The 15,298-nt window shown below is 72.5% G+C and carries 11 protein-coding genes; 7 read left to right on the forward strand and 4 right to left on the reverse strand.

What is annotated here, in order from left to right:
- Nucleotides 1-70: 70 nt before the first annotated feature.
- Complete coding sequence (locus EDF18_RS03505; protein WP_123546400.1) at nucleotides 71-3,886, forward strand: multifunctional oxoglutarate decarboxylase/oxoglutarate dehydrogenase thiamine pyrophosphate-binding subunit/dihydrolipoyllysine-residue succinyltransferase subunit; 3,816 nt, start codon at nucleotides 71-73, stop codon at nucleotides 3,884-3,886.
- An 84-nt stretch (nucleotides 3,887-3,970) separates the two neighbouring features.
- Here the strand turns inward: EDF18_RS03505 and EDF18_RS03510 are convergent, their stop codons facing one another.
- Complete coding sequence (locus tag EDF18_RS03510) at nucleotides 3,971-4,411, reverse strand: GNAT family N-acetyltransferase (protein ID WP_123546401.1); 441 nt, start codon at nucleotides 4,409-4,411, stop codon at nucleotides 3,971-3,973.
- A gap of 57 nt (nucleotides 4,412-4,468) precedes the next feature.
- Between EDF18_RS03510 and EDF18_RS03515 the strand changes: the two genes are divergently transcribed.
- Nucleotides 4,469-4,912, forward strand: coding sequence for a hypothetical protein (locus EDF18_RS03515; protein ID WP_123546402.1), 444 nt, complete (start codon nucleotides 4,469-4,471; stop codon nucleotides 4,910-4,912).
- A gap of 19 nt (nucleotides 4,913-4,931) precedes the next feature.
- On the opposite strand, the gene EDF18_RS03520 is transcribed toward EDF18_RS03515, so the two are convergent.
- Complete coding sequence (locus tag EDF18_RS03520; protein WP_123546403.1) at nucleotides 4,932-5,174, reverse strand: zf-HC2 domain-containing protein; 243 nt, start codon at nucleotides 5,172-5,174, stop codon at nucleotides 4,932-4,934.
- On the reverse strand, nucleotides 5,171-5,956 hold the full coding sequence (locus tag EDF18_RS03525) for a sigma-70 family RNA polymerase sigma factor (protein WP_369878090.1): 786 nt from the start codon (nucleotides 5,954-5,956) through the stop codon (nucleotides 5,171-5,173). The genes EDF18_RS03520 and EDF18_RS03525 overlap by 4 nt, the downstream gene beginning before the upstream one ends.
- A 39-nt stretch (nucleotides 5,957-5,995) precedes the next feature.
- Between EDF18_RS03525 and aroA the strand changes: the two genes are divergently transcribed.
- From aroA to EDF18_RS16215, 4 genes are all read left to right on the forward strand, one after another.
- Nucleotides 5,996-7,414: a 3-phosphoshikimate 1-carboxyvinyltransferase gene (gene aroA / locus EDF18_RS03530; RefSeq protein ID WP_123546405.1), complete on the forward strand. Its 1,419-nt coding sequence runs from the start codon at nucleotides 5,996-5,998 to the stop codon at nucleotides 7,412-7,414.
- 7 nt (nucleotides 7,415-7,421) lie between these two features.
- Nucleotides 7,422-8,555 (forward strand): ribosome small subunit-dependent GTPase A, encoded by a 1,134-nt coding sequence (rsgA, locus tag EDF18_RS03535; protein WP_123546406.1) that lies wholly within the window; start codon nucleotides 7,422-7,424, stop codon nucleotides 8,553-8,555.
- Between the two features lie 388 nt (nucleotides 8,556-8,943).
- Nucleotides 8,944-9,825 (forward strand): inositol monophosphatase family protein, encoded by an 882-nt coding sequence (locus EDF18_RS03540; RefSeq protein ID WP_233569050.1) that lies wholly within the window; start codon nucleotides 8,944-8,946, stop codon nucleotides 9,823-9,825.
- Nucleotides 9,826-10,021: 196 nt separating this feature from the next.
- On the forward strand, nucleotides 10,022-10,171 hold the full coding sequence (locus tag EDF18_RS16215; protein ID WP_158614604.1) for a hypothetical protein: 150 nt from the start codon (nucleotides 10,022-10,024) through the stop codon (nucleotides 10,169-10,171).
- A 13-nt stretch (nucleotides 10,172-10,184) separates the two neighbouring features.
- Here the strand turns inward: EDF18_RS16215 and EDF18_RS03545 are convergent, their stop codons facing one another.
- Complete coding sequence (locus EDF18_RS03545) at nucleotides 10,185-11,684, reverse strand: MFS transporter (protein WP_123546407.1); 1,500 nt, start codon at nucleotides 11,682-11,684, stop codon at nucleotides 10,185-10,187.
- Between the two features lie 180 nt (nucleotides 11,685-11,864).
- On the opposite strand from EDF18_RS03545, the gene EDF18_RS03550 reads away from it, so the two are divergent.
- Nucleotides 11,865-15,263, forward strand: coding sequence for a hypothetical protein (locus tag EDF18_RS03550; RefSeq protein WP_123546408.1), 3,399 nt, complete (start codon nucleotides 11,865-11,867; stop codon nucleotides 15,261-15,263).
- Nucleotides 15,264-15,298 lie beyond the last annotated feature (35 nt).

Genomic DNA, 15,298 nt, shown 5'->3' on the forward strand with positions numbered 1-15,298 from the left:
AAGCTGGTCCCCGGCGGGCGCCGCTGCCCGCCGTGACATCGAACGATCAACGGAGAGTGGGCGATCGGCTGTGACGAGCCACGTGACGGGAACGACCGACGAGGGTGCCTTCGGGGCCAACGAGTGGCTGGTCGACGAGCTCTACGAGAAGTGGGTGGTCGACAAGTCCGCGGTCGACGAGTCGTGGTGGCCCGTCCTCGAGGCCTACACGCCCTCGGGCGGCTCCGAGGCCGCGACGCCGGCCGAGGCCCCTGCCTCCGCAGAGGCCCCCGCGGCCGACCAGGCCCCCGCAGCCGACCAGGCGTCCGGCGGCGAGGCGCAGGTGCCCGACGAGGTGACCGGCGCCCCCGGTGAGAACGAGCCCGCCGCGCCCGCACCTGCCCCGGCCGCCCCCGCGGGCAAGAAGGCCGCCAAGACCACCTCGGTCGAGCCGTCGGAGAAGCCGATCCCGGCCGAGTCGCCGGCCAAGGCCCCCGAGAAGCCCCGCAGCAGCGCCGAGCCCGCACCGGAGCCCGAGGCGAAGGTCGCTCCCCTCCGCGGCATGGCCAAGTCGCTCGCCACGAACATGGACGCGAGCCTGAGCGTCCCGACCGCCACCAGCGTCCGCACCGTCGCCGCGAAGCTGATGATCGACAACCGCATCGTGATCAACAACCACCTCAAGCGCGCCCGCGGCGGCAAGGTCTCGTTCACGCACCTCATCGGCTGGGCGCTCGTCCAGGCCCTCAAGGAGTTCCCGAGCCAGAACGTCTTCTACGACGAGGTCGACGGCAAGCCCTCGGTCGTCACGCCGGCGCACATCAACCTCGGGCTCGCGATCGACATCCCGAAGCCCGACGGCACGAGGGCCCTGCTGGTCCCCGGCATCAAGAAGGCCGACGAGATGACCTTCGCCGACTTCCTGTCGGCCTACGAGGACGTCGTCCGCCGTGCCCGCGACAACAAGCTGACCGCGGCCGACTTCCAGGGCAACACGATCTCGTTGACGAACCCGGGCGGCATCGGCACGGTGCACAGCGTGCCCCGCCTGATGAAGGGCGCGGGCTCGATCATCGGCGCCGGCGCGCTCGACTACCCCGCCGAGTTCCAGGGCACGTCGTCGAAGACGCTCGTCGAGCTCGGCATCGGCAAGACGGTCACGCTCACGAGCACCTACGACCACCGCGTCATCCAGGGCGCCGGCTCGGGCGAGTTCCTCAAGAAGGTCAACGAGCTGCTGATCGGCCAGCGCGGCTTCTACGAGCAGATCTTCGCGGCCCTCCGCATCCCGTACGAGCCCATCCACTGGAACCCCGACATCAACGTCAACCTCGCCGAGCGCGTGGGCAAGACGGCTCGGGTGCAAGAGCTCATCAACAGCTACCGGGTCCGCGGCCACCTCATGGCCGACATCGACCCGCTGCAGTACCGCCAGCGCAGCCACCCCGACCTCGCCATCGAGAGCCACGGCCTCACCTTCTGGGACCTCGACCGCGAGTTCGTCACGGGCGGCCTCGGCGGCCACACCTCCGCGCTGCTGCGCGACATCCTCGGCATCCTCCGCGACTCGTACTGCCGCACCATCGGCGTCGAGTACATGCACATCCAGGACCCCGCGCAGCGCGCCTGGGTGCAGCAGCACGTCGAGGTGCCCTACGTGAAGCCGTCGCACGACGAGCAGATGCGCATCCTCGCGAAGCTCAACGAGGCCGAGGCGTTCGAGACGTTCCTGCAGACGAAGTACGTCGGCCAGAAGCGCTTCAGCCTCGAGGGCGGCGAGTCCGCCATCGCCCTGCTCGACACCGTCATCCAGCAGGCGGCCCGCGAGGAACTCGAGGAGGTGGCGATCGGGATGGCTCACCGTGGCCGCCTGAACGTGCTCACCAACATCGCCGGCAAGACCTACGGACAGATCTTCCGCGAGTTCGAAGGCACTCAGGACCCGAAGACGGTCCAGGGCTCGGGCGACGTCAAGTACCACCTCGGCACCGAGGGCGAGTTCACGAGCGCCACGGGCGAGACGATCCCCGTCTACATCGCCGCGAACCCCTCGCACCTCGAGGCCGGCGACGGCGTGCTCGAGGGCATCGTCCGGGCCAAGCAGGACCGCGGCCCGAAGGGCGTCTTCGGCACGCTACCCATCCTCATCCACGGCGACGCGGCGATGGCCGGCCAGGGCGTCGTGGTCGAGACCCTGCAGATGTCGATGCTGCGCGGCTACCGCGTCGGCGGCACCATCCACGTGGTGATCAACAACCAGGTCGGCTTCACGACCCCGCCGTCCGAGTCGCGCTCGTCGATCTACTCGACCGACGTGGCGAAGACGATCCAGGCGCCGGTGTTCCACGTCAACGGCGACGACCCCGAGGCCGTCGCCCGGGTCGCCGAGCTCGCGTTCTCGTACCGCCAGCAGTTCAAGCGCGACGTCGTCGTCGACCTGATCTGCTACCGCCGTCGCGGCCACAACGAGGGCGACGACCCCTCGATGACGCAGCCGCTGATGTACAACCTCATCGAGGCCAAGCGCAGCGTCCGCACCCTCTACACCGAGGCCCTCGTCGGCCGCGGCGACATCACGCAGGAGGAGTACGACGGCGCGCACCGCGACTTCCAGGACCGCCTCGAGCGTGCCTTCCAGGAGACGCACGCGGCCCAGACCGGCTCGATGCCCGTCATCACCGACGACGGCGGAGACGTCGACGACCTCGAGCGCCCCCGGTCGCAGCGGGACGACGCCTCGGGCGAGCCCGAGAGCACGGGCGTCGACCTCGACCTGATCCACGCGATCGGCGACGCGCACGACAACCCGCCCGAGGGCTTCTCGGTGCACCCGAAGCTCTCGCAGCTCCTCAAGAAGCGTGTCGACATGAGCCGGAACGGCGGCATCGACTGGGCCTTCGCCGAGCTGCTGGCGATGGGCTCGGTCCTGACCGAGGGCACTCCTGTGCGCCTCGCCGGCCAGGACAGCCGCCGCGGCACCTTCGTGCAGCGCCACTCGGTGCTGCACGACCGGGAGAACGGCCAGGAGTGGCTGCCCCTGCAGAACATCACCGACGACCAGGCGAACCTCTGGATCTACGACTCCCTGCTCAGCGAGTACGCGGCGATGGGCTTCGAGTACGGCTACTCGGTCGAGCGGGCCGACGCGCTCGTGATGTGGGAGGCGCAGTTCGGCGACTTCAGCAACGGCGCGCAGACGATCATCGACGAGTTCATCTCGAGCGCCGAGCAGAAATGGGGCCAGCGCTCGAGCGTCGTCCTGCTGCTGCCGCACGGCTACGAGGGGCAGGGGCCCGACCACTCGTCGGCCCGGATGGAGCGGTTCCTCCAGATGTGCGCGGAGGACAACATGACCATCGCGCGCCCCTCGACCCCCGCCTCCTACTTCCACCTGCTGCGCCGCCAGGCGTACGCGCGCCCCCGCCGTCCGCTGGTCGTCTTCACGCCGAAGGCGATGCTGCGACTCCGCGGCGCGACGAGCGGCGTCGACGCGTTCACGAGCGGCCGGTTCGAGCCGGTGCTCGACTGCACCCGCGTCCAGGACCCGTCGGCGACGAAGCGGATCGTGCTGCACTCGGGCAAGATCCACTACGACCTCACCGCCGAGCTCGACAAGCGCGGCGTAAAGGACGACATCGCGCTCGTCCGCCTCGAGCAGCTCTACCCGCTGCCGCTCGACCGCATCCGCGAGGTGCTGTCGCGCTACCCCTCGGCCGAGATCGTCTGGGCCCAAGAGGAGCCGGAGAACCAGGGCGCCTGGCCGTTCGTCGTCCTCGAGCTGCAGAAGCACCTCGACCGCCGGATCACAGTCGCTTCGCGACCTGCGTCGGCCTCGCCCGCCGCGGGCTCGACCAAGGCGAGCGCGGCCCAGCAGGCCGAGCTGATCGCGGCGGCGCTCACGCTCTAGCGTCCACGCCCCGCACCGAAGACGACGGCCGCCCTCCCCGCAGGAGGGCGGCCGTCGTCGTCGGCCGTGCGGCGATTCGAGGGGTCAGACGAGCTTCGAGTAGCGCACGCCGGCCTCGTGGTAGCCACGCTTGCGGTAGAAGCGGTGGGCGGAGTCGGTGGCTGCGGCCGAGACGGCCTCGAGCGTGCGGGCTCCGTGGCCGCGCGACCACTCCTCGAAGTGCTGCAGGAGGTGCGAGCCGGTGCCGTCCCGGCGGGCCGCCTCCCCGACGACCAGCAGCAGCAGCTGCGCGGTCGGGGCGTCGGCGTTGTAGGCCCATCGCACGTGCGCGCCGGCCACGGCGACCACGCGGCCGTCGTCGCCCCGGACGACCCAGGTCTCGTGCCCCGCGGCCGCGGTGAGGTGGGACAGGCGAGCCGAGAGCACCTCGGCGTCGAGCGAGTGGCCGAGCAGCCCGACGAGGGCCACCAGGTCGTCGAGGTCGTCGGACGTCGGGCTGGCGAGGATCTCCACCGTGGCGGTCATGCGACGACGCTAGCGCAGGTCGACGACCTGTGACGTCGGACGATAGGGTCGATCGTCATGGGTCTCTTCACACGGAACTCGACGCCCGAGCAGCACGTCGCCGACGAGGCAGCCCGCTTCGTCAAGTCGGTCGCGAAGGGCGGGCACCGCGACGACGCGGCCTCGCTCGACTTCAGCCCGGGCTCCGTCCGTGCGCTCGACACCGTGCTCGCCCGTCACCGGGGCGACGTGGACGCAGACGGGGTGCCCGACGCGGTCTCGCTCGGCGCCGCCTGCTACTTCTTCGAGACGGTGCGCCGCGAGTACGGCGGGCGGCTCTGCTCCGGCACCGGCAGCGACCCGCTCGTGCTGGTGGTCGGCGAGCCGGACTTCCGCCTCTGCGTGCCGGCCGTCTCGAAGGTCGTCCAGCGGACGGGCGACGCAGGCGACCCCTCCCTCGAGCTGCTCTGGGACGACGTCGTGGCGCACGCGGCACGTCGCGAGGACGCGACGCTGGCCTGACCGGCCAGCCCCCCAGGGCCTAGTGCGAGGCCTGCAGGTCGCGGATGCGCGCGAGCACGGTCGAGCGCAGGTCTTCGGGAGCCGTCTCCTTGCAGGCGCGCTGCACCGCCTCCGTCAGCACGATGCCCACCTTGTGCTCACCCGAGCAGTCGGCGCACGTGGCCATGTGCTCCCGGATGTCGGCGGCGTCCTCACGGCAGAGCTCGTCGTGCAGGAACTCCTCGAGCTCGGCCTTCGCCTTGTCGCAACCGCAGTCGGTCATTTGGTGCTGCCCTTCGATGTCGTGCCGGCCGGCACCGCGATCCCACGGTCACGGGCGTAGTCGGCGAGTAGTCCCCGGAGGAGTCGGCGGCCGCGGTGCAGACGGCTCATCACCGTGCCCACGGGCGTCTTCATGATGTCGGCGATCTCCTGGTACGAGAAGCCCTCGACGTCCGCGAAGTAGACCGCCATGCGGAAGTCCTCCGGGACCTTCTGGAGCGCGTCCTTGACGGCGCTGTCCGGCAGGTGGTCGATGGCCTCGGCCTCGGCCGAGCGGGTGGAGCCGGAGGTGCGGGTCGCCGACTCGGCGCCGCCCATCTGCCAGTCCTCGAGCTCGTCGATCGTGCCCTGGTAGGGATCGCGTTGCTTCTTGCGGTACGTGTTGATGAACGTGTTCGTCTGGATCCGGTACAGCCAGGCCTTGAGGTTCGTGCCCTGCTGGAACTGCCGGAACGCCGCGAACGCCTTGACGAACGTCTCCTGGACGAGGTCGGAGGCGTCGGCCGGGTTGCGCGTCATCCGCATCGCCGCGGCGTAGAGCTGGTCCATGAACGGCAGGGCCTGTTCCTCGAACAGTGCGCGCAGGTCGGGCTCGCCCTCGTCCGACGCCTCGACGGCCGCCACGGCCTCGACGGTCGCCTCGGCGACGCCGCCGCCGGCCTCGACGGGGTCGGGTGCGGTCGCGCTGGTCGCGGGTGTGGGCTCGTCGCCCTCGGGGGTGATCATCACGGCCGATTCTAGTTCGGCCACGGTGATCCGCCTCGGTGCAAGTGCTGTGGGCACGTGTCCTCCAGGTCGTCGCTGCATTACCCTGGTGAACCGATGCAGGTGTACAGGTATTCCGGGCCCGAGTTCTCCCCCTACGACGACGGCGGCGTTCCCCCGACGGTCGACGACGGGCGCTGGGTCGCGCCCCGCGCCGCCGGGCCGCTCCGCGCCTCCCTGTCGCTGCCCGGGTCGAAGTCGCTGACGAACCGCGAGCTGGTGCTCTCGGCACTGGCCGATTCCCCCTCGACGCTGCGGGCTCCCCTGCACTCGCGCGACACCTCCTTGATGATCGCGGCGCTCCGCGCGCTCGGCACGACGATCGACGAGCTCGAGTCGGGCGAGCCCTTCGGCCCGGACCTCGTCGTCACGCCTGGCGAGCTCACGGGCGGCGCGACCGTCGACTGCGGCCTGGCCGGCACCGTCATGCGGTTCCTGCCCCCCGTCGCGGCGCTCGCCCTCGGCCCGGTCACCTTCGACGGCGACGAGGCGGCCCGGCGCCGCCCGATGCGCGCGACCCTCGACTCGCTGCGCGCCCTGGGCGTCGACGTGTCGGACGACGGCCGCGGCTCGCTCCCCTTCAGCCTCTACGGCACGGGCGAGGTCGAGGGAGGCGAGGTCGAGATCGACGCGTCCGCCTCCAGCCAGTTCGTGTCCGGCCTGCTGCTGTCCGCCCCGCGCTTCTCGCGCGGGCTGACGCTCCGCCACACGGGAGACGTGCTGCCGAGCACGCCGCACATCGAGATGACGATCGACGCGCTCGCGCAGCGCGGCGTGGCCGTCGCGACCCCCGAGCCCGGCGTGTGGGAGGTGCCCCCCACCGCGATCGCCGGACGCGAGCTGACCATCGAGCCCGACCTCTCGAACGCCGCGCCGTTCCTCGTCGCGGCCCTCGTGGCCGGCGGCACCGTCTCGATCGCGCACTGGCCGGCCGAGACGACGCAGGTCGGGGCCGACCTGATCGAGCTGCTGCCGCTCTGGGGCGCGACCGTCACGCTCGACGACGGCGTGCTGACCGTGGACGGCGGCGACGGCCTGGTCGGCGGCGGCTCGCTGCCCGGCGTCGACGTCGACCTGTCCCGCGGCGGCGAGCTCGCCCCGGCCCTCGTCGCCCTGGCCGCCCTCGCCTCCGGTCCGAGCACCATCACGGGCATCGGTCACCTGCGCGGGCACGAGACCGACCGCCTCGCCGCCCTCGCGAGCGAGATCTCGGCACTCGGTGGCCTCGTCACCGAGCTCGACGACGGCCTCCACGTCGAGCCCTCGCCCCTGCACGCCGGCCAGTGGCGCACCTACGGCGACCACCGGATGGCGCACGCCGCGGCGATCATCGGCCTCGCGGTCGACGGCGTCGAGCTCGACGACGTGCGCGTCGTCTCGAAGACGCTGCCGCAGTTCGTCGACCTGTGGGACGACCTGCTCGGCCGCCGCGTCGTCGAGCGACCGGCCGACATCGACCTGCTCGGGTTCCTGTAGGCCCCCGGTGAGCTGGTGGAACGACGGCGACGACGCCGTCGAGGACGAGGCCTGGGGCCAGTACGACGAGAGCTCGGTGCGACAGCGGCCGAACCCGAAGGCCAACCGGCCGCGCACCAAGCAGCGGCCCGCGTACGCGGACGCCGAGGAGGGCGTGGTCTGGACGGTCGACCGCGGCCGCTACGGCGTGCTGATGGACGCCGGCACCCCCGACGAGCGCGAGATCACGACCGCCCGCGCCCGCGAGCTCGGCAAGAAGAGCGTCGTCACGGGAGACCGGGTCGGCGTCGTCGGCGACACGAGCGGGGCGGAGGGGTCGCTCGCCCGCATCGTCAAGGTGCAAGAGCGGACGACGCTGCTGCGCCGCAGCGCCGACGACAGCGACGCCGTCGAGCGCGTCATCGTCGCGAACGCCGACCAGATGCTCATCGTCGTCGCCGCGGCGGACCCCGAGCCGCGCCCCCGTCTCGTCGACCGCTACATGGTCGCCGCCTTCGACGCGGGCGTCGAGCCGATCCTCTGCATCACGAAGACCGACCTCGCCGACCCCGCGCCGTTCGCGGCCCACTTCTCGTGCCTCGACCTGCGGATCGTGACCACCACCTCCACGTCGTTCGACCCCCTGCCCGACGGGTCGCCCTCGCCGGTGCTCGACGAGCTGCGCGAGCTGCTCGACGGGCACGTCACGGTGACCGTGGGGCACTCGGGCGTCGGCAAGTCGACCCTCGTCAACGCCCTCACGGGGTCGCAGCGCGAGGTCGGCGTCGTCAACGCGGTGACCGGACGCGGTCGGCACACGTCGTCGTCGACCGTCTCGTTCAAGGTGCCGAGCGGCGGCTGGATCGTGGACACCCCGGGCGTCCGCTCGTTCGGGCTCGGGCACGTCGACCCCGAGAACATCCTGCGGTCGTTCGCCCGGCACGCCCGCCCCTCCGAGAAGCCCTCGCGCGACGGGATCCCGCTGGCCGAGGCGCACGACTGGGAGATCGTCGACCGCGTCGAGGCCGGCGAGCTCGGCGACGTCGGGCGGGAGCGGCTCGCCTCGCTGCAGACGCTGCTCGCCTCGAAGGGCGGCGTCAGCGGCCGCGAGCAGGCCGCCCGCGACGAGGACGCACGTTCGGACGAGCAGCCGCCGCGCTAGCCGGCCGGCCGCCGCCGCGGGCATTCGCATCCGGACCCGTACCCGGGCCCGCAGATGCCGACCGCGCACCCTGCAACAACCGGATTTCCCTGTTCTGCAGCAGAATGCGAGGCCTTCTGGTCGGCATTTGCCAGCTCCTTTCTCAAATTTGAGAGTGATCCGCCGTCGCCGAAGCGTTTCTCGCGAGAAGCGGGGCACTGGGAGCAGGATCGCTCTCGCTCTGCGATCCCCACCCCCGAGATGTGACCGGTACGCAGTGCGGAGACGAGGAGGCGCGGTGTCGGCCGAGTGCGCTCGGTACGCTGGCAGCGTGACCGACCCGACCCGCGCCTCCTCGTCCGACGCCGCTGCCGACGCCGCCGACGGCGGGGCCCGCTGGGCCGCCGACCTGCGGCTCGCGCTCACGCTCGCCGACGCGGCCGACGCGATCAGCACGGAGCGCTACCGCTCCGCCGACCTGCACGTGTCGCTCAAGCCCGACCGCACGCACGTCACCGACGCCGACCAGGCCGTCGAGCGGGCCATCCGGGCCGGGATCGAGTCCGAGCGCCCCGACGACTCCTTCTACGGCGAGGAGTACGGAGACGACGCAGCCGGGGTCGACAGCGCCCACGAGGACGCCGCTGCGACGGACGACACCGGCACCGGCACCGGCACCGATGCTGCCGGCCACGCCCGAGCGGTCCCCCGCCGCCAGTGGATCGTCGACCCGATCGACGGCACCGCCAACTTCCTGAGGGGCGTCCCCGTCTGGGCGACGCTCATCTCGCTCGTCGTCGACGGAGTCCCCGTCCTCGGCGTCGTCAGCGCCCCCGCACTCGGGCGTCGCTGGTGGGCGAGCACGGGCGGCGGAGCGTTCTCGTCCGAGCACGGCACGACCCCCCTGCGCGTCTCGGGGGTGCACGACCTGGCCGACGCGTCGCTGAGCTACAACGGCCTCGAGTACTGGCGCGAGGCAGGCCGGCTCGAGCGGCTGCTGACGCTCACCGAGCAGGTCTGGCGCACCCGTGCGTACGGCGAGTTCTGGTCGTACCTGCTCGTCGCCGAGGGTGCGCTCGACATCGCCGGTGAACTGGGGCTCCAGCCCTACGACATGGCAGCCGTCATCCCGATCGTCGAGGAGGCGGGCGGCCGGTTCACGAGCGCCGACGGCGAGCCCGGGCCGTGGCACGGCAGCGCCCTCGCGTCGAACGGCCTGCTGCACGACGACGTCCTCGCGGTCGTCGCCGCCTCCCCCGACGCGGCACCGAGGGTCATCCGCTCGGTGTAGGCCCCGGCCGGGAACCGGTCCCTCTGGTTGATGCTGACGAAACACCCGGTCGGCTTGACTGGCCGCAGGCAGTCGCCACACCCCGGAGGGGTCCCGCCGAAGGGCGGGTGAGCGAGCCAGGAGCCCCGCGGTCCGTCGTCACCTCGACGGGCCGCGGCGGCCCCGCCAACCAGACCGTCTCGCAGAGGAGCCCACCATGTCCGTCGTCACCGCCGCCTCCGTCGTCGCCGCCCACACCAGCACGGTCACGCGCGTCGACCCTGCCGCCGTCGACCTGCCCCGCACGCTCGCCGTCGACATCACCGCCTGGCTCGACGCTGCGGCCGCGCAGTCGCCCGCCGCCTGAGCGGCAGCAGCTGCTAGGAGGCGTCGGCCGCCTCGCCCACCCGCCCCTGCCTGCGCGCCCGCAGGTCGAGCAGCGCCAGCACGAGCGCTCCCGCCACCAGGGCGATGGTCACCAGGAATCCGCTGCGGTATGCCTCGTGGTAGATGTCCAGGGTCGAGCCCTCGCTGCGTCCGGCGATGACCGAGTAGAAGGTCGAGACCGCCGCGGCCGTGCCGATGGCGGTGCCGGCGCGCTGGCCGACCTGGCCCATGGAGCCGGCGACCCCGCCCATCTCGACCGGCACCTCCGCCAGGGTCAGGGTCTGGTTCGGCGAGATGACGAAGCCTCCGCCGGTGCCGGCGACGAGCATGCCGCCCGCCATCGCCCACGGCGTGTACTCGGGCGGGGTGAGCGTCGCGGCCAGCAGGAGGACGACGAAGCCGACCCCCACGAGCACGAGGCCGAGCACGACGAGGCTCCGGCCGTACTTCTCGACGATGCGTCCGCCGTAGAACGCGGCGACCGCGCTGGTCAGCGCGAACGGGATGGTCACCATGCCGGCGTAGACGGGCTCGAGGCCGAGCCCCTGCTGCAGGAAGAGCGTCGTGAGCAGGAACGTCGCGGGCAGCGCGCAGAAGTACACGGTCGCGATGAGGGTGCCGTTGCGGTACGACGCGAGCGAGAACAGCGAGAAGTGCACCACCGGCGACTTGCCGCGGGCCTTGTAGCGCTGCTCCCACCAGACGAAGAGGGCACCGAACCCCGCGAACCCGATCAGGAACAGCCAGCGCAGCGGGTCGTCGCCCTGGCCGGTCGTCAGCACGAACGGCAGCATCAGGGTGAGGATCGTCAGCCCGAGCAGCACGATCCCCATGAGGTCGAGCTCGTTGTGCCCGCTCGGGGCGGTCGAGGTGCGGGGCAGCAGCTTGAGGGCGAAGACGATGGCGACGATGCCGAGCGGCACGTTCATCCAGAACAGGAGGCGCCAGCCGTCCTGGGCGCCGCCCACCGCGATCAACAGGCCGCCGATCGTGGGGCCGAACGCGGTCGAGACGCCGATGACCGCCCCGAACAGGCCGAAGGCACGGCCGCGCTCGCGTCCCTGGAACAGCTGCTGGATCAGGCCGAGCACCTGCGGCATCTGGATCCCCGCCGCGACGCCCTGCAGGATGCGCGCGGCGACGAGGAGCTCGACGGTGGGAGCGATCGCGCAGAGCACGCTGGCCACGGTGAACGAGCTGAGGCCGATGACGAACATCAGGCGCCGCGACTTGAGGTCGCCGAGGCGGCCCGACGGCACGAGCGACAGGCCGAAGGCGAGGGCGTAGCCCGCGACGATGAGCTGCAGCGCCGTCGGTCCGGCACCGAGCGACGCCTCGATGCTCGGCAGGCCCACGTTGACCTTCGACAGGTCGAGGATCGTCAGCGCCGCGACGCCCACGCAGACCCAGAACGCCTGCCACTTCTGACGCTCGTCGTACCCCGACGACGAGGAGGAGGTGGGCACGGAGGAGGTGTCGGGCGCGTTCGTCATGGAGGTTCCGTCATACACCTGCAGAGACTGCACGGCTCTCACCGGGGATGCCTGGCCCGTTTGCGAGCGTGCGCCCGTTCGGCGGTCCTCGCCCCTGTCGTGCCTCCCTGATCCGTGTGAAGATCACTCAAGTCGACGCCGACCTGTCACCTGGGCCGGCCCTCACGGATCAGGATCCCCATGCGCAGCGTCACGACACCCCGTGGCCGGCTCACTCGGACGCTCGTCGCGTTCGCGGTCGCCGCGGCCGCCGTCTCCCCCGCCCTCCTCGTCGCCGGGCCGGCCCACGCCGCCGGCACGCCCCTCCTGACCGAGTCCTTCACCGGCAGCTCGATCGCCGACCAAGCCTGGCGCGGCCTCAACGACGCCTGCCTCACCGGGGCCACCGCGGCGGCCCCGGCCGGCAGCAGCAACCTGTCGCAGTGCTCCGACCTGAGCGGGTCGCCCGCGGTCGGCACCCCCGGCTTCCTGCAGCTGAACGCCGAGAGCGGCTTCCGTCGCGGCGGCGTCGTCTACAACCAGGCCATCCCCGGCAACGGCGGCCTCGTCGTCGAGTTCGACCAGTGGCAGTACGGCCCCGACGGCGGCGACGGAGGCGACGGGATCGGCTTCTTCCTCACCGACGGCGGCGAGCAGCTCACCATGACGGGCGCCGACGGCGGCTCGCTCGGCTACGGCAACCGCAACGGCGACCCCGGCGTCGTCGGCGGCTACGTCGGCATCGGCCTCGACGCCTACGGCAACTTCGCGAACCCCACCGAACTGCGCGACGCGACCTGTACCCCGCCCGAGGTCGGCCCCGGCTTCGTGCCGAACGCCGTGTCGCTCCGCGGCCCCGGCAGCGGCACCACCGGCTACTGCTGGCTGGCCGGCACGGTGGGTGCGAACACCGGCGGCGACCGGTTCGCCTCGACGTTGCCGGGCTCGCTGCGCGGCACCGGCGCCGACGACACCAGCCGCGACTCCGTCCGCGTGACCCTGAGCCCGGACGCGCTCCCCCTCGTCACCGTCGACATCGACTTCCACGACGGCCGCGGCTACCTGCGCGTGCTCGAGCACCAGATGACCGACGCCGCCCCCGACACCTACAAGCTCGGCTTCCTCGGCTCGACGGGCGGCGCGACCGACGTGCACCTGATCCGCAACCTCTCCGTCTCGTCGGTGCAGGAGCTCGGCGCGCTCAACGTCGTCAAGTCCGTCTCGAGTTCGACGCCGACCGAGGGATACGCCGTCGGCGACCGCATCGACTACTCGTTCACCGTCAGCAACACCTCCGTCGTCAGGCTCAACGCCCTGTCGATCGCCGACGCCCTCGCGGACGGCCTCAGCTGCCCGACCACGACCCTCGCCCCTGTCGGCCAGCCGGGAGCCACGACCGTCTGCACGGGCGGGCACACGGTGACCACCGCCGACGCGCAGACCGCGACCTTCACGAACACGGCGACCGCCCGCGCGGTCGACGCCGGCAACGGGGCGCCGATCGTCAGCGACCCGTCGACGGCCACCGCGCCGCTCGACCAGCTGCAGCCCGCCGTGGGCCTGACCCAGACCGCCGAGCTGATCGACGCGGACGGCGACGGCGTCGCCGGCCCGGGCGACACGATCCGCTACCGCTTCACGGTGACCAACACGGGCGAGACGCCCCTCGGCGGCCTCGCCGTCGACACGGGATCCGCCCCGGCCGTCGACACCACCGGGGTCGCCCTGGCGGTGGGCGGCACCCGCACCTTCACGTCCGACCGCCCGGTGACCCAGGCCGACGTCGACGCGGGCGGCCCGCTCGTCAACACCGCTTCTGCCACGGGCTCGTCGCCCTCGGGGCTGACGGCCGCCAGCGGCCCCTCGGTCGTCGCGACGCCCCTCCTGACGGCCTCGGACCTGCTCGAGCTCGGCGTCGAGCAGGCCCTCAGCACCGACGCGGACGGCGACGGCCTGGCCGGTCTCGGCGACGTCGTCACCTACCAGTACACGGTCACCAACACGGGCACGAGCACCCTCACCGGCGTCGCCCTCGCCCCGACGCGCGGCACCGGAGTCGTGGTCCTGAGCGGCGACCCGGCGTCCCTCGCCCCGGGCGCCTCCGTGACCTACACGGCCACGACGACGATCACCCAGGCCGACGTCGACAGCCCGGCCCCCGTCACGGAGACGGCCACCGCCTCCGCCACGGGGGTCGACGGGCCGCTCACCACCGCGCCCGCCTCGGTGCAGACCCTCACCGCCGCGGCCGACGACGCGCTGGCGGTCGACGTCGTGCCCGTGCTCGACGACACGAACGGGAACGGCCTGGCCGACCCGGGCGAGACGATCTCGTACGAGTACGTCGTGACGAACGCGGGCAACACGAGCCTGACCGGCATCGTCATCGCCGGCCCGGGCGTGCTGCGGCCCGAGCGCGTCGGCGACGGGACCGCCGCCCCCGACGGCACCGTCCGCTTCACGTCCGCTCCCCGCACCGTCACGCAGGCCGACGTCGACGCGGGCGACCCTCTCGTGGTCACCGCCACGGCGACGGGCACGACTCCGGAGGGCACCACGATCGACAGCCCCGCGGCCTCGGGCAGTACGCCGCTGCTCGCTGCCGTGGGCGGCCTCGACCTCGAGCTCACGGCCGTGCTCTCCGACATTAACGGCAACGGCGCGGCCGACGCAGGCGAGACGATCACCTACACGTACACCTCGACCAACACGGGCACGGCGACGCTGACCGGCCTGGGCGTGACGGCGCCGCGCACCCCCGTCACGACGGCGCCGCCCGCGTCGCTGGCACCGGGAGCATCCGTCACCGTGACCGGCAGCTACGTGGTCACGCAGGCCGACGTGGACGCCGGCACCGACCTGGGCGCCGCGGCGGTCGCCACGGCCACCGACCCGGAAGGAGGCGCGGTGACGTCACCCGAGGTCGCCCTCGCGATCCCGACGCCGGTCGCCCCCGGCACCGCCGGCCTGTCGATCGAGGTGACGGCCGTGCTCACCGACACCAACGGCAACGGCGTGGCCGACGCAGGCGAGGTCGTCACGTACCGCTACGTGGTCCGGAACGACGGCACGCTGAGCCTCACCGGCGTCTCGGTCGCGGACCCCGACGCCCAGGGTCTCGCCCCCGAGTCAGCGGACCTCGCCCCGGGCGAGTCGGTCACCTTCACCGCCACGCGGACGGTGACGGACCGCGACGTGCTCGCCGCCGCAGCAGGCGACGGCACCGTGCGGACGACGGCCCGCGCCACCGGCACCGCCCCCGGCGGGACGCTCGTCACCTCGGCGGCCGACATCGTGACGGTCGAGGCCGGAGCGGTGCCGACGTCGCCGACCGATCCCTCGACGCCGCCCGTCGATCCGGGGACGGGCCCCGTCGGGCCGGGCACCGTCACGCCGGTCGCGCCCGGTCCGGGAGCAGGCACGGCACCCGGCGTCGGGAACGGCGGCGGCGGCACGACGGCCGGTCGCACCGGTCTCGCGTTCACGGGTGCCGAGAGCGCCTGGCTCGCGAGCCTCGCGGCGATGCTCCTCGTGGCCGGCATCGGTGCGGTGTCGGTCGCGCGCCTCCGGACGGGCGGCGGTCGACACCAGCGTCGCTGACCGAGCCGCGACAGGACGGGCACGGCGAACTCGCC

Source organism: Frigoribacterium sp. PhB107, assembly GCF_003751515.1.
Classification (GTDB): domain Bacteria; phylum Actinomycetota; class Actinomycetes; order Actinomycetales; family Microbacteriaceae; genus Frigoribacterium.

Excerpts from the sequence above, each read along its gene's own strand:
- EDF18_RS03510 (WP_123546401.1), bottom strand. The coding sequence starts at position 4,411 with ATGACCGCCACGGTGGAGATCCTCGCCAGCCCGACGTCCGACGACCTC.
- EDF18_RS03515 (WP_123546402.1), top strand. The coding sequence starts at position 4,469 with ATGGGTCTCTTCACACGGAACTCGACGCCCGAGCAGCACGTCGCCGAC.
- EDF18_RS03520 (WP_123546403.1), bottom strand. The coding sequence starts at position 5,174 with ATGACCGACTGCGGTTGCGACAAGGCGAAGGCCGAGCTCGAGGAGTTC.
- aroA (WP_123546405.1), top strand. The coding sequence starts at position 5,996 with ATGCAGGTGTACAGGTATTCCGGGCCCGAGTTCTCCCCCTACGACGAC.
- EDF18_RS16215 (WP_158614604.1), top strand. The coding sequence starts at position 10,022 with ATGTCCGTCGTCACCGCCGCCTCCGTCGTCGCCGCCCACACCAGCACG.
- EDF18_RS03545 (WP_123546407.1), bottom strand. The coding sequence starts at position 11,684 with ATGACGAACGCGCCCGACACCTCCTCCGTGCCCACCTCCTCCTCGTCG.
- EDF18_RS03550 (WP_123546408.1), top strand. The coding sequence starts at position 11,865 with ATGCGCAGCGTCACGACACCCCGTGGCCGGCTCACTCGGACGCTCGTC.